14 protein-coding genes and 3 tRNA genes are annotated in these 17,091 nt (G+C 62.6%); 11 read left to right on the top strand and 6 right to left on the bottom strand.

All coding sequences use genetic code 11. The features are described 5' to 3' along the window. The first annotated feature begins 33 nt into the window (after nt 1-33). The 5 genes from dusB to NEK97_RS03380 all read left to right on the top strand — a co-directional run bounded on the left by dusB (nt 34) and on the right by NEK97_RS03380 (nt 4,830). Nucleotides 34-1,215 (top strand): tRNA dihydrouridine synthase DusB, encoded by a 1,182-nt coding sequence (dusB, locus tag NEK97_RS03400; protein ID WP_235519645.1) that lies wholly within the window; start codon nt 34-36, stop codon nt 1,213-1,215. Nucleotides 1,216-1,278: 63 nt separating this feature from the next. After that, nucleotides 1,279-2,595, top strand: a complete 1,317-nt coding sequence (locus tag NEK97_RS03395; RefSeq protein ID WP_257368484.1) for a deoxyguanosinetriphosphate triphosphohydrolase — start codon at nt 1,279-1,281, stop codon at nt 2,593-2,595. A gap of 37 nt (nt 2,596-2,632) precedes the next feature. Beyond that, nucleotides 2,633-4,516 (top strand): DNA primase, encoded by a 1,884-nt coding sequence (gene dnaG / locus NEK97_RS03390; protein ID WP_257368483.1) that lies wholly within the window; start codon nt 2,633-2,635, stop codon nt 4,514-4,516. Nucleotides 4,517-4,568: 52 nt separating this feature from the next. Next, nucleotides 4,569-4,641: transfer RNA gene (locus NEK97_RS03385), tRNA-Asn, on the top strand. A gap of 116 nt (nt 4,642-4,757) precedes the next feature. Beyond that, a tRNA-Asn gene (locus NEK97_RS03380) sits at nt 4,758-4,830 on the top strand. Between the two features lie 48 nt (nt 4,831-4,878). Here NEK97_RS03380 and NEK97_RS03375 read toward each other — a convergent pair. The 5 genes from NEK97_RS03375 to NEK97_RS03355 all read right to left on the bottom strand — a co-directional run bounded on the left by NEK97_RS03375 (nt 4,879) and on the right by NEK97_RS03355 (nt 10,710). Then, nucleotides 4,879-5,286, bottom strand: coding sequence for a hypothetical protein (locus NEK97_RS03375; protein WP_257368481.1), 408 nt, complete (start codon nt 5,284-5,286; stop codon nt 4,879-4,881). Between the two features lie 38 nt (nt 5,287-5,324). Next, a complete protein-coding gene (locus NEK97_RS03370) occupies nt 5,325-6,608 on the bottom strand; it encodes an esterase family protein (RefSeq protein WP_257368479.1) in 1,284 nt (427 codons plus the stop codon). 22 nt (nt 6,609-6,630) lie between these two features. Next, nucleotides 6,631-9,129, bottom strand: coding sequence for a bifunctional lysylphosphatidylglycerol flippase/synthetase MprF (locus NEK97_RS03365; RefSeq protein ID WP_257368478.1), 2,499 nt, complete (start codon nt 9,127-9,129; stop codon nt 6,631-6,633). A 112-nt stretch (nt 9,130-9,241) separates the two neighbouring features. Further along, the gene (locus tag NEK97_RS03360; protein ID WP_257368476.1) at nt 9,242-9,421 is read right to left on the bottom strand and encodes a complement resistance protein TraT; all 180 of its coding nucleotides are present in this window, start codon (nt 9,419-9,421) and stop codon (nt 9,242-9,244) included. A gap of 59 nt (nt 9,422-9,480) precedes the next feature. After that, a complete protein-coding gene (locus NEK97_RS03355) occupies nt 9,481-10,710 on the bottom strand; it encodes a multidrug effflux MFS transporter (RefSeq protein WP_257369013.1) in 1,230 nt (409 codons plus the stop codon). Nucleotides 10,711-10,881: 171 nt separating this feature from the next. Between NEK97_RS03355 and NEK97_RS03350 the strand changes: the two genes are divergently transcribed. The 6 genes from NEK97_RS03350 to NEK97_RS03325 all read left to right on the top strand — a co-directional run bounded on the left by NEK97_RS03350 (nt 10,882) and on the right by NEK97_RS03325 (nt 16,193). Then, complete coding sequence (locus NEK97_RS03350) at nt 10,882-11,730, top strand: phage holin family protein (RefSeq protein ID WP_257368475.1); 849 nt, start codon at nt 10,882-10,884, stop codon at nt 11,728-11,730. Nucleotides 11,731-11,777: 47 nt separating this feature from the next. Further along, nucleotides 11,778-12,401: a CDP-alcohol phosphatidyltransferase family protein gene (locus tag NEK97_RS03345; RefSeq protein ID WP_257368474.1), complete on the top strand. Its 624-nt coding sequence runs from the start codon at nt 11,778-11,780 to the stop codon at nt 12,399-12,401. Then, a complete protein-coding gene (locus tag NEK97_RS03340) occupies nt 12,401-13,306 on the top strand; it encodes a DMT family transporter (protein ID WP_257368472.1) in 906 nt (301 codons plus the stop codon). The genes NEK97_RS03345 and NEK97_RS03340 overlap by 1 nt, the downstream gene beginning before the upstream one ends. A gap of 108 nt (nt 13,307-13,414) precedes the next feature. Beyond that, the gene (locus NEK97_RS03335) at nt 13,415-14,611 is read left to right on the top strand and encodes a glycosyltransferase (RefSeq protein WP_257368471.1); all 1,197 of its coding nucleotides are present in this window, start codon (nt 13,415-13,417) and stop codon (nt 14,609-14,611) included. 84 nt (nt 14,612-14,695) lie between these two features. Further along, nucleotides 14,696-14,769 (top strand) — tRNA-Ile (locus NEK97_RS03330). A 233-nt stretch (nt 14,770-15,002) separates the two neighbouring features. Next, entirely contained in the window at nt 15,003-16,193 is a 1,191-nt protein-coding gene (locus NEK97_RS03325) for an acyl-CoA dehydrogenase family protein (protein WP_235519670.1), read from the top strand. 24 nt (nt 16,194-16,217) lie between these two features. On the opposite strand, the gene NEK97_RS03320 is transcribed toward NEK97_RS03325, so the two are convergent. Then, a complete protein-coding gene (locus NEK97_RS03320) occupies nt 16,218-16,712 on the bottom strand; it encodes a M23 family metallopeptidase (RefSeq protein ID WP_257368469.1) in 495 nt (164 codons plus the stop codon). Nucleotides 16,713-17,091 lie beyond the last annotated feature (379 nt).

The raw sequence follows: 17,091 nt of genomic DNA, 5'->3' as shown, positions 1-17,091 counted from the left end.
CCCCGATTTGCCCGCGTTTGCAACAATGGATGGGTGACTGTAGTAGCAACGCCCCCCGCACCGAAGCTCGAGCTCCCGCCTTTGAAGCTCGGCGGGATCACCGTGGACACCCCGGTGATCCTTGCCCCGATGGCCGGGATCACCAACTCAGCCTTCCGCAGGCTCTGCCGTGAATACGGCGGCGGCCTGTATGTGGCAGAGATGGTGACCTCCCGTGCCCTGGTGGAACGGACACCGGAATCGTTGCGCATCATTTCCCACGATGATGACGAGAAGGTCCGCTCCGTGCAGCTGTACGGGGTGGATCCTGTGACAGTGGGCGCGGCAGTTCGGATGCTGGTAGAGGAAGACCGCGCCGACCACATCGACCTCAATTTTGGCTGCCCGGTTCCCAAGGTCACCCGGCGAGGCGGCGGTTCCGCCCTGCCCTGGAAAATTGATCTCTTCACGTCCATCGTCCAGACGGCGGTCCGGGAAGCGTCAAAGGGAGATATTCCGCTCACCATCAAGATGCGCAAGGGCATCGATGATGACCACCTGACGTACCTCGACGCCGGCCGCATCGCCCGCGATTCCGGCGTGGCTGCCGTTGCCCTGCACGGGCGCACCGCCGCCCAGTTCTACTCCGGACAGGCCGATTGGTCAGCCATCGCCCGGCTCCGCGAAGCACTTCCCGACATCCCGGTCCTGGGCAATGGCGACATCTGGTCAGCGGAAGACGCAGTGCGCATGGTTCGGGAAACCGGTGTGGACGGCGTAGTGGTGGGCCGTGGTTGCCAGGGCCGGCCCTGGCTCTTCGGCGATCTGCAGGCAGCCTTTGAAGGCAGCGAAGAGCGGCACCGCCCTGGACTGCGTGAAGTTGCCGAGGGTGTCTACCGGCACGCGGAACTGATGGTTGAGACGTTCGGCAACGACGAATACAAAGCCCTGCGCGAGATCCGCAAGCACATGGCCTGGTACTTCAAGGGATATGTGGTGGGCAGCGAACTGCGCACCAAACTCGCCACCGTCCCCACCCTTGAAGTCCTCCGCGGATACCTCGACGAACTGGACATGGACTCGCCTTATCCTGGCGTCGATTCCGAGGGCCCCCGAGGCCGGGCGGGCTCGCCCAAGAAGCCTGCCCTCCCCAAGGATTGGCTGGAAAGCCGTCAGCTGAACGCGGAACAGAGCGCCGATATCTCGGCCGCGGAGCTGGACGTGTCGGGCGGCTAGCCTCACACGTGTAAGACTGGCTCAAGAAGCACCACAACAGGCGCTTGAAGGAGGCAGATACCCATGGGAACCGAAGCGATGATTGGCCATAACGGAACCGCACACGATTACGTGCAGGCAATTCCCGGCTACGTCGACGCCGATTCCGCGCGTTGGGTCGAAGAACCCCGCAAGAGCAATTACCGCTCGGACTTCGAACGGGACCGGGCCAGGGTCCTGCATTCCTCGGCCCTGCGCAGGCTCGGCGCCAAGACCCAGGTCGTGGCTCCTGACACCGACGACTTTGTGCGCACGAGGCTGACCCACAGCCTCGAAGTGGCCCAGGTAGGCCGTGAACTTGGGCGCTCCCTGGGGTGCGACCCCGACGTCGTGGACACCGCCTGCCTCAGCCACGACCTCGGCCACCCGCCCTTTGGCCACAACGGCGAGTCTGCGCTCAACGAAGTGGCGCACACCATCGGTGGGTTCGAAGGCAATGCGCAGACCCTGCGGTTACTGACCCGCTTGGAACCCAAGGTGCTGGCCGAGGACGGCCGCCCAGCGGGCCTGAACCTCACCCGCGCAAGCCTGGACGCGGCGTCCAAATACCCGTGGTCAGCCGTGGACGCCCCCGTCATCCACGGGCACCGCACCAGTAAGTTTGGTGCCTACGAGGACGACCTTCCTGTGTTCGAATGGCTCCGTGAGGGCGCGCCCGGAAACCGTTCCTGCATCGAAGCGCAGGTCATGGACCTCGCGGATGACATCTCCTACTCGGTCCACGACGTGGAGGACGCGATCGTTGCCGGCCACTTCCAGTTGAAGTGGATGGAGAACCCCGACCACCGTGCACGGGTGGTGGGCTACACCAAGCAGTGGTACCTGCCGCACCACGATCCCGCGGAGATCGACGCTGCCCTGGCCCGGCTCGAAGCCACCAAGGTGTGGGTCCGTGAAGCCGACGGCAGCCGGAAGTCGATGGCGGCGCTGAAGGACATGACCAGCCAGCTGATTGGCCGGTTCTGCCAGAGCGCCATGGAGACAACCCGCGGACATTTCGGGCCCGCCAACCTGACCCGGTACGACGCCGAACTCATGGTCCCGGATGAAACGGTGGCGGAGATCGCTGTCCTCAAGGGCCTGGCCACCACTTTCGTGATTTCCACGGACCACCGCCAGCCGGTGTACGAGCGTCAACGCGAGGTCCTCCACGCGCTGGTGGGCGTCCTGAACGCGACAGGCGACCGGCACCTGGAGCCGATGTTCGCGTCCGACTGGCGTGACGCCGTCGACGACGGCGCCCGGCTTCGTGTGGTGATCGACCAGGTGGCCTCACTGACCGATGCCTCTGCCTTGGCCATGTACGAGCGCCTGGTGGGCAGCCTGCCGTCACTCTGGTGAAGCCGGGAGCCCACGGCCGAGCGACTAGGATGGTGACGTGGCTGGCCTGATCAAACGTGAAGATATCGACGAAGTACGCCAGCGTACGGATATCAAGGAAGTCGTTGACGGTTACGTCACCTTGAAGGGCGCCGGGCTGGGCAGTTTCAAGGGACTGTGCCCCTTCCACGACGAACGTTCGCCCTCCTTTACCGTCCGACCGCAAGTGGGCCGGTACCACTGCTTCGGCTGCGGCGAGGACGGCGACGCCATCTCCTTCATCCAGAAGATGGACCACAGCTCGTTCCATGAAGCCGTTGAGAAACTGGCTGCCAGGATCGGGTACGAGCTGCGCTACGAAGACGGCGGAACAGGGCCCAACCGCGAGGAAGTCGGCAAGCGGCAACGGTTGCTGGATGCCCACAAGATCGCTGACGAGTTCTTCCGTGCCCAACTGTTGACGCCCGGGGCGGCCGAGGGCCGCAATTTCCTGGACGGTCGCGGCTTTGACCGCGCCGCTGCTGAGCACTTTGGCGTCGGGTACGCCCCTCAGGGTTGGGACGCGCTGCTGAAACATTTGCGTGGTCGGGGCTTCACCGACGCGGAGCTGAAACTCACCGGCATGTTTTCCGAGGGCAACCGCGGTATCTATGACCGCTTCCGCGGGCGGCTGATCTGGCCAATCCGCGATATCGCGGGGGACACCATCGGCTTTGGTGCGCGCAAGCTCTATGAAGACGACCAGGGCCCCAAGTACCTGAACACCCCCGAAACCGCGCTCTACAAGAAGTCCCAGGTCCTGTACGGCATCGACATCGCGAAGAAGAATGTCGCCAAGGAACGGCAACTGGTGGTGGTGGAAGGCTACACGGACGTCATGGCCTGCCACCTGTCGGGAGTAGCGACGGCGGTGGCCACCTGCGGTACTGCTTTCGGTACCGAGCACATCAAGATCGCACGTCGCCTGATTTCCGACGACGGGACCGGTGGAGAAGTGGTGTTCACCTTCGACGGCGACGCGGCCGGCCAAAAAGCGGCCCTGCGGGCCTTCGAAGAGGACCAGCGGTTCCAGGCACAAACTTACGTTGCCGTTGAACCCAGCGGCGCCGACCCCTGCGACCTCCGCCAGCTCAAAGGCGACGCCGCTGTCAGGGATTTGATCCTCAGCCGCAAGCCACTGTTCGAATTCGCCATCAAGGCATCCCTGCGCCGGCACAACCTCGACACCGTGGAGGGCCGCGTGGCAGCACTGCGGGAGGCTGCTCCGGTGGTCGCGCAGATCCGCGACTCGGCCACGAGGCCCGGCTACACCCGCGAACTTGCGGGCTGGCTCGGGATGCCCATCGAGGAGGTCAGCCGGTACGTTGGTGCCGCCATCAAGCGCGGTGGACCTGTCAGTGGCGCGCCAGGCGGCAACGAACAGCCGACGACGGCGGCAGCCCCGCCGTCGTCCGGTCCTGTTTTCCAGCGTCCCGACCCGCGGGACCCCGTTGCCGGCATGGAGCGCCAGGCTTTGGAGGTCGTCCTCCAGGATCCCGCGGTATTGGGCGGCGGAGCGTGGGAACGTTTCGAGGCCTCGCACTTCTCCACCCCTGCGTATGGTGCGGTCCATGCGGCCATCAGGGCCACGGGCCTGGCGCACGCAGGGGATCCTGTGGCGTGGGTGGAGCAGATCCGCCAGGAAGTTCCCGAGCCGCTGCGGTCGTTGGTCTCGGAACTTGCAGTAACACCGTTGCCGGCCAGCACTCCGGAGGCCATGCAGCGGTATTGCCGGGACATCCTGGCGCGGCTCTTTGAACTCCAGATCACCCGGATCAAAGCGGACAAGATGGGCCAGCTCCAGCGGCTCGATGCCGCGTCCAACCCCGAGGAGTTCCAGCGCCTGAACCGGGAGCTGATGCAGCTGGAGATGGAGCGCAGGGCGCTCCGGGCGGACGGCTGAGGGCTCGATTTCGTTTTCCAGCGGGGCCCTGTTAAGCTAGTAACCGCTTCATTCCTCCGTAGCTCAATTGGCAGAGCATTCGACTGTTAATCGAAGGGTTACTGGTTCAAGTCCAGTCGGAGGAGCGCGCAATACCCCCGTTCCGGCCAGCCGGTACGGGGGTATTTTTTATACCCCGGGTGGGTACCTTGCGCCGATTTCGCATTGGGTAAAACCTTTGCTAAAGTCATAGGCGCTTCATTCCTCCGTAGCTCAATTGGCAGAGCATTCGACTGTTAATCGAAGGGTTACTGGTTCAAGTCCAGTCGGAGGAGCATCAGGACCCCGTGCCGGCTTAAAGCTGGTGCGGGGTCCGCCTTTTTTCAGACGAAATCCATTTCCACCTGCAGGAAGCGGGCAGCTTCAGTCACGGCCGCCACAAAAGATTCCTGCTCGGTGGGCGGGGTCCTGGGTTCGCGGGGATGCCATTCGTGTGGAGCGGAATAGACGCGGGTGAAGCCCCCTCCAGAAGGCGCATAGAAGATGCCGAACCTTTGGACAGGCCACTCAGGCGAGGTTTCAGGGGCAACGAGCAACGCGGCGTCGGTTTCCGGGTTGTACCACTGGGCAATGGGTCTCCGGCGATCGTCCGTGAAGAGTCCCGCAGCGTAAAGGGCTGCCGACTGCGGACTGGTCACTGAACACAGCCGATCCCACCACAGGGGCAGGATGCGGTCATCCCGCCGCTGCCATGGTGCCGGAAGCGGCTGCAGTTCTTGCCAATGTGGCACATCTCAATTTTATCGTCCGGGAGGTGCCCGGAAAAGGGCTAACGGGACAGCCCGAGTCGGGGATAGAGGACTTCGAAGCCCTTGGCGAGGCCCTCGTTCAGGGCTATTCCCACGTGTCCGCCATTAGGCACCTCGTAGTAGGTGACAGACATCCCGGAAGCCTGGGCCGCAGCGGAGACGGCCTTGGCCGCCGCCACATAGTTCAGGTCATCGGAGCCGGCCGTGAAGACGGCTGTCGTATCCGGAAATTTCTTGCCGTTCATGATGTTGATGGGCTTCTGTGCCTCATAGTCGGCCTGGTTACCGCCGAAGATCTCAGCCAGGTTGCCGGCAGGGTCCTCAGCCCCGGGAAACTCTTCGCCCGAAATGTCCACGACGTTGCCCCACATGCCGGGGTACTTGAGTGCGAACGAGATCGCGCACTGGCCTCCGTTGGAGTACCCGGCAATGGTCCAATGGTCGCGGTCGGTAAGGATGTTCAGGTTGGCCTTGGCCCAATTGACGACGTCCTCGTTGATGTACTTCTGCACGTTCCCGTACTTGGCGGTATCCAGGCAGAGCGTGTCATCCTGATCCGGGCCGATTTGGTCGGCAACGATGGCGATCGGAGCCAGGCCGTTGTTCTGTGCCGCGAACTCTTCCAAGGCCGCAGCGACGTATTGCGGATCAGGGAGCCCCGGTTGGCCCATCATCAGGACAAACAGGGGCAGCTTGGGCGGATTCTTTGTCAAAGCTGCAGGAGGCAGGTAGATCCCCGCCGGACGTGCGTTGAACCCCGACGCCGTGGCGGGGATGACCTCAGTGCCGACTTTGCCCTGGGCGGGCATGTCTGCCGGCGGTTTCCAGTTTTGCCACAGGGGACCGGCCGGATTGGAGGCGTCCGGGTCGGGTTTGCTCAGGTGGATCGCGCCTTCGGTGGAAATACCCAGCGCCGAACCCAACGTCTTGTTCAGGCCGAACTCGGTATTGATGCCGAGCGCCGCCACCAAGGCGAACACGGGGATGGATACAGCTGCCACCGCCTTGCGCCAGGGCCGGCTATGACGGAAGCTCACGGCGGCCAGACCCAGCCCGCCGAAGCAAGCCAGGGCCCAGAACCATACCCGTGGCGTGAGTCCAACGTGGAAAACATCCATGACGTCTTCCACGATCCAGACCGTCAACCAGCCCACCAGGACGGCGACGGCGACAGCGAGCACGGCAGTGAGGGCCCACCGGGCCGATGGCTTGAGGAAAAGTACCAGGAAAAAGGCAAAGCCGATCAGTGCAGCCGTTGTCATCACGACAGGACCGCTGATGTCGATCTTCAGGATGGTATTCATGTTCGTGCTGCCCGCCTCAACGTCATGCTACTGGCTCCCTTGCCACCATTTGGCGGAGAAGACCCGCGCTTTGGGTGGGGGAAAGTCCCGGGAGGTAAGCCGAGCCGACGGCGATGCCGATGGCTGGCAGAGCCAGCGTGTCCGGGTAGTACATATACAAAGTCCGGTGGTCGGGCTGGAACCTGGACTTGAAAGCGGCCAACGACTTGAAGCCGTACATGGGTTCCAGTGCATTTCCCAGCAGCGCCAGGACCCGGTCCAGCGCGCTGTGGTCGCCGTCGTCCGTGCCCGCGCCGCTGTTGGCGAGGGGCGACCCGGACAGCGAAATGCTGGGGACGTTCTCCTTGAAATGGGTAACTGCAGAGGCGATGAGGAACTCCATGACGCCCTTGAACCCCGTGGTGCGGCGCCGCATGAAGTCCAGGGTCCACCCGGAGATGGAGCCGTTGCTGAAGACAGGCAGCCAGCTGGTCACTCCATGGACCAGTCCGTCGTCGTCCACCGCCACGCAACAAAGGACCTCCGGATCCTTGAGTTCGTTCAGGCCGCCAAGGGTGAACCCCATCTCGGGGAGGGCTTTGTCGGCGACCCACTCCTCGGAGATCTCTGCCAGTTGTGCCCTGATCCCGGGAGGCATGTCGCGGTAGTGGTACCAGTAATCCTTGATGGACAGCTTGTCCGCACGGTTCAGTGCCGTGCGGACGTTCTGCCACTCTTTGCCTTTGAAGGTCATGGCCTGCACGTTGAGCAGCGTCTCCTCCGCCACGTCCAGTTTTTTGAAGCCCTGCGGCAAAAGCGCTGCATCCAGTTCATCCGTTGCCGAGTAGAAGCAGGGGATCAGCCCCAGCCTGGAGCAATGGCCCAGGAATCCCGCGGCTGCCTCCACATGATGTTCCGGGGCTCCGATCGGACCGGCTACCGTCAGGGCGACCCCGTTATGGACCTGATAGGCCACTCCTGCGCGCCGATCAGGAGTGAACCAGTACTGGTTGTTGTCCCACAGGGTCATCCACGACAGGGTCCCGCCACCGGCATGCAACAGCTCACGGGCATGGCCCAGGTCCGCGGAAGGATCAGTGGCTATGTCCCGGAACCGCCGGAAGTTGTTCAGGACCAGCACCAGGATGCACAGCCAAATGATGACTCCGCCCAAGCCGTAAAGTACGGTGCTCAGCAGTCCCTGGGGCAAGTCAACAACGAAGGGCACGGGAAACGGAACCAGGATATGGGTCAGTTGCCCGGCCAGGTCCAGCAGGGTGGAACGGCCAGCGTTGCCCTCCAGGAACCAAAAAACCACGTACAGCACGACGGCGGCGACCGCCAGGGCCAGCGAGGTCCGCCCCAGGGTGCGGTATCCGGCATCGCTGGACTCCACCCGGAACTTGTGCCGGTTTCCCACGAGCAGCGTCAGGACGATGACCGGGGCCAGAACTGCCGGTACTGCGTACAGCAGCAGGTAGCCGAAGTCCTCATCGCCCAGCGTGACATCGGGATCGGTCACGTATTGAAGAATCGACAGGACGGTGACAGCGGCCAGGTACGCCTGGATGACCAACGTCAGTCGGTAGGCGAGCCGACGGCCACGCCTGAGCCCTTCAGCGCAGACCAGCAGAAGCAGGACCGGGATCACCGTCAGGATGGCTGCGCCGAAGCTTCGGACCCCCACGATTCCCTGGAGGGTCACACAGTTCGGATCGTTCCCGCAGGCTTCCTGGACTTCGTCCGCGTCCGGGCTTGCCTGAAGCATGACTTCTGCGACCACTGAGAGCGGCCCGACCTCCCAGGTACCGGTCAGTTGCGTCAGTAAAGGCCCGACGGCGAATACCCCCACCACAGTGCCGACCAGGAACCTCGTTTCCCGAAGGCTGGACGAATGAAACGATCCTTCCCTCCGGCGGAGCACCAGGGACTGGATGGCCCAGCCGGCCAGAACGCCAATCACGGCACCCGCAAGGGCCTGGAGGGTCTGGGCGACGCCAACAAAAAGCGCGAACATCAACGTGGCGGCCAGCAACCACGTCCGCAGCCGCCGACGCCACAGGGAGCCCAGGGCCGCCGTCGAACATCCCAAGGCAGCGGCAGCCCCGCCATAGGCGCCAACCGCGTATTCACCGCCGAGGAAGCTCAGCCACTGGTCGCTGGAGTCGGTACCGAAGGTCACCAGCCCCACCAGCACCAAAGCGCTGAGGGCCGAACCCGCAACGAACGCTGCAAGGGCGAGCCACGGTCCCATGACGCGCTCGGCGATTCCTACGCCCAGCAGGATCGCGGCTGTGCAGGCAACGTAATCAAGCAGGGATGAGGCAAAGAACCCGGACGTAAACACGGACCACCAGGGACCGGGCTCCACGGCCAATCCGAGACCCACCTGATTCAGGAGGTCAACACTGGGCCCGTTGAGCAGGCTCCCAGTAGCGATACCCACAAGCCAGGGCAAGGCTGCGAGAGCCAACGTCAGTGGCAACCTGCGCACAGCGGTCACGCCGCGAAGGCTACCCCTGAATGCCCCAGCCGTGCTCATGTAGTGTCCCCTTCACCGGTCAGGCACCGGTTAAGCCCGGTTCGCCACCATTCTGCCTTGCGCGAAGGCGCAGGGGGAGAGGGCGGGGCGTCGCGGCTGGTGGTTATCGGGCTTAGTCACGCTTCCACGGGCCCGGGTTGACGCGGTACAGCACGGCAGCGCCGATGACTGCCCCGAGGATCGCCCCGAACAGCGGGCTACCGGCGGCGCGCCCGAGGAACGCACCAGCGACTGCGCCAAGCATCGCGCCGAGGAAAAGGCCACGGCCGTTACGGTGCGGTTTCTTGGTCATGCTCACAGCCTACGGTCTCATTGCCAGTGGATGGCTTGTTGTTAGTGGATGGCTTGTTGTTAGTGAATGGAGGGGACCGTGCGGGGACGGACCACAAGCCACAGGGCGGCAGTGGATCCGCTGAGGCACACCGCCATCACCGATCCCATGGGCACAGCGGAGCCCACACCGAGCCAGCCGACAATGGGTGGGACAATTCCCGCCATCATGAACTGGGAGGCCCCCAGGAGCGAAGCTGCCGTTCCGGCCCGTGCGCCGTGGTTGGCCAAGGAGAGCACCTGGACGCAGGGGAACATGAAGCCAGTTGCGCAGATATAGAACCACAGCGGTATCAGGATGCCCCACAGACCGACGTGGGACAGGTCAAGGACGATGATCACGCCGGCCATCAACACCATGAAGAGGGTTGCTCCGGCCACAATCCACTGCGGAGCCACCCGTCGAATGAGGCGCGAGCTGATCTGGACACCTGCAACGATGCCCAAGGAGTTGATGCCAAACAGCAGGCCATACTCCTGCGGGGAAAAGCCGTAGACATCCTGGAACAGGAACGTGGAGGCCGAAAGGTACGCAAAGAGGCCACCGAAGTTCAGGCTTCCCACCATCACCATGCCCACGAAGATCCTGTCGCCCAGGACCGATTTGTAGCGCTGGACCACGGTGGTGCTGGACTTACCCCGCTGCTCTGCCGGGAGAGTCTCACGGATGAAGAAGATCGATGCCAGGATCACCAGGAGGCCGTAACACGCCAGGAAATAGAAAATCCCCGGCCACGGAAATGCCAACAACAGCTGGGAGCCGATAACGGGCGCGAGGATGGGGGCCAATCCGTTGACCAGGGACATCCGCGAAAACATCTTCACCATTGAATAGCCGTGGAAAAGGTCGCGGACCATGGCCATGGCCACGACGCCACCGCCGGCGGCACCTATACCCATCAGGACGCGGAACAGTGACAGCATCCCGATGTCCGTCGACAAGGCAGCACCCAGGGATGAACCAATATGGACGGCCGTTGCCAGGATCAGCGGCAGGCGGCGTCCCACCTTGTCGCTGAAAGGGCCCACCACCAACTGGCCAAGGCCAAAACCCACAGTGGTTCCGGTCAGGGTGAGCTGGATGGCAGCTGCTGAGACGTCAAAGCTCTTTTCGAGGGCGGGGAAAGCCGGGAGATAGAGATCGATCGTAAAAGGGCCCAAGGCGGTCAGGGCACCCAGCAGGAGAATGTAGACGAGTTTTTCGCGTCGGCTCAGAGAATCGCCCGGAGCTGTTGGAGGGGTCACGATCATCAATCCTATGGCCAAGATCATATTTATTGGGCCTATCCCAGGCGCGCCGTAGCGTGCTCCGAAAGTTGAGCAGGAACCTGAATGATAGTTTTGTGGACAGGTGCGCGCGGCGATCCTTATCCGGCCGCGTTCGCCCTCACGATGCCCAGAGGAAGCAGTTAGGCGGAACCCATGAGTGGACGTCACACCGGCCGGACCAGTCAAGGACCAGCGATTCGTACTTTGCCGAAGACCCTCAAGCTCGTTGCGCGGTTGGCCCCACGGCAAATAAACGACGAAATTGCCTTGGCCAAGGTGGAACTCAAGCGCAAGGCCACGCAGGTCGGCGTCGCAGGTGCCTTCTTTGGTGTGGCGCTGGTTTTCCTGGCCCTGTTGGTGATCGCGCTGGTGGTCGCTGCGATTCTGGGCCTGGCCACCATCATGCCCGGTTGGCTCGCCGCCCTGATCGTCGCTGCGTTCTTCCTGGTGGTCATTGCCATTGCATCCTTGATCGGCATCGCCAAGTTCAAGAAGGCCATGCCGTTGGTGCCTGAAGACACCATCCGCGGCATCAAGCATGATCTCGGTATCGCCAAGGAGGGCTCGGATTTCGACGAGTCCATCCTGGACCCGAACTCCCCGGCAGCAAAGGCTGCCAAGGCCGAGAAGGAAGCCGCCGCGCAGAAGGCCAAGGCAGAAAAGGCGGCCAAGGAAGCTGCCAAGGAAGCCGACGCCGTCAAGGCTCCCACGGAGGCCGAACTTCGTTCCCGCCTGAACAAGCGCCGTCAGCACCTGACGGGTGTACGCGACGAGCTGGGCGAGCAGTTGGACGTCAAGAAGCAGGCTCAAGCCTTGCTGGAAAGTGCCAACGGCAAATTCCAGGAGGGCAGGGAATTCGCTGCTGCCAAGTTCGCGGACATCAACGCCTCAGTACCGGAGAGCCTGGGCGAACGGTTCGCCGCACGCTGGAAGGACCTCGCAGCGTTCGCAGCGGCTGCCGTGGTGTTCGTCGTTGCACTGCGGAAGTTGCGGCAGAAATAGCAGCAGCCGGCAGCGCTGAACACTGGACATGAGGAAAGGGGGACAGGATGAAATTGATCGGTGCTGGCTCGCACCCGGATCGACCCCAGGTCGACCACGATTCCATCCTCACCGTCCCCAACATCGTCACTGTCCTGCGTTTCATGGGTGTGCCCCTGTTCGTGTGGCTTGTCCTCTCCGAACAGGAATACGGCTTCGCTGTCCTCGTGCTGGTGATCATGGGCAGCACGGACTGGGTGGACGGCTACATTGCCCGGCGCTTCGACCAAACGTCAAAGCTGGGCAGGATCCTCGATCCCATGGCGGACCGGGCCGCGCTCCTGGCCGTCGCTTTGACTTTGGTAATCGCGGGCGTCGTGCAGTGGTGGTACCTCGCGGCGTTGCTGATTCCCGACGCGATATTGGCTACTGTGTCGCTGATCTATTTCCGCAGCCACCCCGACTTGCCAGTCAGCATCATCGGGAAGATCCGAACGGCACTGTTGTTGGTTGGAACGCCGCTGCTGGTCCTGTCCAAGCTGCCTGTCCCGTACACGGAGGTCTACCTCGTGGGGGCGTGGACTTTCCTGGGCCTCGGACTGGCAGGTCACTGGATTGCTGCTTACAACTACTTTTGGGCCATCTTGCATAAGGGTAAAGAACTGAAAACCAACGACGGCGGACACGGCTGATGGTGTGGCTTGCCGTTTTCCTGGCGGTACTCGGCGCATTCTTCCTGGCCATTGGTGCCCAGAGGCAGGGCAGCGCGGTCAAGGCCGATACTGGCGGCTTGGCCCTTAGTTCCAACGGCTTCCTGAGGCTCCTGCGAAACCCGCGCTGGATTCTGGGCCTGCTGTTCCTTGCCTTGGGCATGGTGATGAATGCGATAGCGCTGGTATCCGCGCCGCTGACGGTGGTCCAGCCGATCGGTGCCATCGCGCTGGTCATTACCACGGTGGTCAATGCGAAAGACCAGGGCCTCTCCATCAACCGGGCCACGGTGGTTGCCATCAGCGCATGCGTCACCGGTTCCGCCCTCTTCGTGTTGCTTGCGGTTAACGTCACCCAGGAAAACCATCACGTGAACTCCGAGGACGAGCTCACCATCGTCCTGCTGCTTGCCCTGGCTGTGGGCATCTTCGGAACGCTCGCCGTGCTGTTCAGGCACCGTATGAACGCCTTCGTCTACATCCTGGGCGCCGGTGTGCTCTTCGGGTTCGTGGCCGTGCTGACCCGCATCATCGGCAAGCACCTGCTGGATCCGAACGGACTCTTCCTGCTGAACGTCCAGTGGTACACGCTGATCGCTATCGCTGCGGCCGGTGGCCTGGGCTCATGGTTCGTCCAAAGCGCATACTCCGGAGGACCGCCGGACCTGGTGATCGCAGGGCTGACTGTCATTGACCCCATGGTGGGCATCGCCATTGGCATTGTGATCCTTGGTGAGCTTCGTCCCGATGTGCACGCCGTAATGGCGATAGCCATGGCTGCAGCGGCAACGCTTGCTATCGTTGGGGTTATTGCCCTGAGCAGGCACCATCCGGAAGTCACCAAACGCAAGAAGGACGCGAAGGCCGCTGGCAACCGGAAGGCTTAGGGCAACGTCTTACCCTTGCGCCACCGCTTTTGCGGGCGGCAACCCGGCGACACCGCAGCATTGCCACAAGCAAAGCTGTCCGCACCGTGACCATCAGGAGTTCTCCACGTGACCATTCCCGACACCAGCAAACCCCTCACCATCTTGATTGCGGCAGACACGTATCCACCGCACGTCAACGGCGCCGCCCAATTCGGCTACCGCCTGGCCAAGGGAATGACGGCACGAGGACACAACGTACACGTGTTGGCCTGCCGGCAGGATAAGGGCAAGAGCTTCACGGAGTTCCGTGATGAGGCAACGGTGCACCGGCTTCGCTCCCACGGCGTCTTCACCCACGAGTACTTCCGCATCTGCTTCCCGTGGGAAATCAAGAAGGAAATCAGCCTGCTGTTCGATAAGGTGCAGCCGGACGTGGTCCACATCCAAAGCCACTACATGATTGGCGAGCACGTCCTGTACGAGGCCGTGAAGCGTGGCATCCGCATCGTGGCAACCAACCACTTCATGCCCGAAAACCTGAACCCTTTCCTGCCGTTCCCGCAGTGGTTCAAGGACATCGTCGGCCGCATTTCCTGGAAGGACATGGGCAAGGTCATGGGCCAGGCCGATGTCGTCACCACGCCCACGCCGCTTGCTGCCAAGGCCATGCACCAGCACGCCTTCCTGCGCAAGGTCCTGCCGCTGTCCAACGGCATTGACTCGGCCGCCTACGAACTCCAGCCGGGCGAATCGATTGAACCGAACAGCTACCCCACGGTCCTTTTCGCGGGTCGACTGGCTGAGGAAAAGCACGTTGATGTACTGATTGACGCCGTAGCAAAGACGCCCCGTGAGCTCAATGTGCACTTGGAGATCGTCGGCGGCGGTGAGGTCCGTCCGGCGCTCGAAGCGCAGGTGGCCAGGCTTGGGCTGGGGGACAGGGTGAAGTTCCTTGGGCTTGCCAGCGACGAAGACCTGCGCGAGGCCTACATCAAGGCCGACATCTTCTGCATGCCGGGAACGGCGGAACTCCAGTCGCTGGTGACGCTCGAGGCAATGTCCGCATCCACGCCTGTGCTGCTGGCCAACGCCATGGCGCTGCCGCACCTGGTCCGCGACGGCGAAAACGGGTACCTGTTCACGCCCAACGACAGCGGTGAACTCGCAGCCAAGATCACCAAGCTCCTGCAACTGCCCGAGGACCAACTGAAGGCCATGGGCAAGCTCAGCCGCGAGATGGTGGAGCCCCACAGCATCAACGGCACCCTCCAGACCTTCGAAGACCTCTACCGGGGTGCTTCGTACGAGGACATGGTGGTGTGACCAAAGCACACCCTGGCACCTATTAGAATTGCTGGAGTGCTTTGCCCGGAACGGCCGTTTATTGACGGGCTCTCCGGGTTTCACGGGGCTATAGCTCAGCTGGTTAGAGCGCGGGACTCATAATCCTAAGGTCCTCGGTTCAAGTCCGAGTAGCCCTACATTTGCATTGAAGCCGTGGCCCACAATCCTGGATTGTGGGCCACGGCTTTTTTAACGCCCTCCTTGGCGTTGGCGTGACTGGCGGCCGTTGCAGATATCCAGGTCCGTGGGGTAAGTTACTGATCAGTAACTTATTACCCGCCGGTAACATGGCCGCCCAGCCTGGCTCTGGAGCCCATGGCCTCGCCGGAATCCAGACGTGGTCGCAGGTGACCACCTTGAAGGAGCGCACATGTCCAACGCTGCATTCGACGCCACCACCCTTCCGTATGCCGATGGTGACTTCTACGCCTTTGAGCAGATGCTGACCGGCAAGGAGCAGGACCGTCTCGCTGAGGTCCGCGATTTCCTGGCCCGCGAGGTCAAGCCCATCGCGGTTGACTGCTGGAACCGCGGTGAATTCCCCATGGACCTGATTCCTAAGCTTGGTGAGCTCGACTTGGTGAGCCCGGTTCGACGCCAGGGCTACTCCAACCTGTTTGCCGGCATGCTCCATGCAGAAGTGACTCGTGCCGACGCCTCCATTGCCACGTTCATGGGTGTCCACGACGGGCTCTTCACCGGTTCCATCGAGGCCCTGGCCTCGCAGGAGCAGAAAGACGCTTGGCTGCCGGATATCTACTCCCTGAAGAAGATCGGCGCCTTCGGGCTGACTGAGCCCCTGGGTGGTTCGGATGTGGCCGGTGGCACCCGCACCACCGCCCGGCGCGACGGTGATCACTGGATCCTCAACGGTGCCAAGCGCTGGATTGGCAACGCCACATTCTCTGATTGGGTGGTCATCTACGCCAAGGATGTGGCAGACAACCAAGTCAAGGCTTTCCTGGTGGACACCACCCTGCCCGGCTACTCAGCCAGCAAGATCGAGAACAAAATCTCCCTCCGCACTGTGCAGAATGCGGATATCACCCTGGACAACGTAGTGGTTCCGGATTTCTTCAAGCTGGCCAACGGCAACAGCTTCCGCGACACCAACAAGGTCCTGAAGGTCACCCGGTTGGCGGTCGCGTGGCAGGCAGTCGGACTCCAGATGGCAGCTTTCGACGTCGCGCGGAGCTACGCCGTGGAGCGCCAGCAGTTCGGACGCCCGTTGGCTGCGTTCCAGCTGGTGCAGAATCAACTGGTCCAAATTCTCGGCAACACCGTGGCCTCCATGGGCATGATGGTTCGCCTGGCGCAGCTTGAGGACGCCGGGGTAGCCAAGGATGAACAATCCGCTTTGGCGAAGGCCTTCGCCACCGCACGCATGCGCGAAAGCGTTGCTTTGGGGCGGAGCATCCTGGGCGGCAACGGCATCGTCACTGACTACGGCATGGCCAAGATCTTCTCTGACGCCGAGGCCATCTACTCCTACGAGGGCACTCACGAAATCAACACCCTGGTGACCGGCAGGGCAATCACCGGAGTATCGGCCATCGTCTAGCGACCCCGACGATGCGGCGGGGGCTCATTCCAGTGGCAGCAGGACGGATGGCCGCATGTCCTGCACGAAGTCCAGCGGATTGACGTAGTCCTCGCCGCGCCGCACTCCCCAGTGCAGGCAAGTGACGCTGCCGCAATGGCCCGGCTCAACGGCGCCAAGGGCCTGCCCCTTGCGCACGGCATCGCCAGGTTTCAGTCCGCTGGTCAGTGGCTCGAAGCTGCTCCGCAATCCGTGCCCGTGATCGATCGTCAGGACGGGCCTGTCGACCACGGTGCCGGCAAAGGTCACCACGCCGTCCGCCGGCGCGGTGACGTTGCCGCCGTCGGGCGCTGGGCCCAAATCAACGCCACGGTGCCCGCTCATCCATGGTTTGTCAGGCGGGTCGAACGTCCGCAGGACGGACGGCTTGGGGGAGAGTGGCCAACTCCACTGTCCCTTGACCGTGGGTGTGGCGGCGCTGGTTCCGCCCGAAAGGGCGATAGCCAGGATTGCGGACAGTGCGAGCTTCAAAAGGGTCATGGATCAAGCCTTCCGTGGCGACGTGGGCGGGTCGATCCCCGGGGTGGCCTATGTGGACAAGCGATGTGATCCGCGGTCAAAGTTGCGGGGTCCCTGTAGTACACTTGGTGGAGCAGTTTGCTGTGCCCTCGAGCTTGTTCAGGAGCATGTCTCATTCAGATATGTGGGGGTCCCAGGCTGACTACGCGTATCCAGCCCACCACCAGCGAAGCCGTTCGGCTTTAGTCTGTGGAGGATTGTGCCTCTTGCGGTCCGCTGAAGCCTGTCGGCTTGAGTCGGATGAGAAGTGCAATGGATGCCAGGAGCCAGGCCCGTCCGGGCCACAGGCTAAACAACCGTCAACTATTGGCAGGGTAAGAGCAGCCCCATGGGCTCTCTC

This window comes from Paenarthrobacter sp. UW852 (assembly GCF_024608385.1).
Lineage (GTDB): Bacteria > Actinomycetota > Actinomycetes > Actinomycetales > Micrococcaceae > Arthrobacter.
This window is presented reverse-complemented; position numbering and strand designations above follow the sequence as displayed.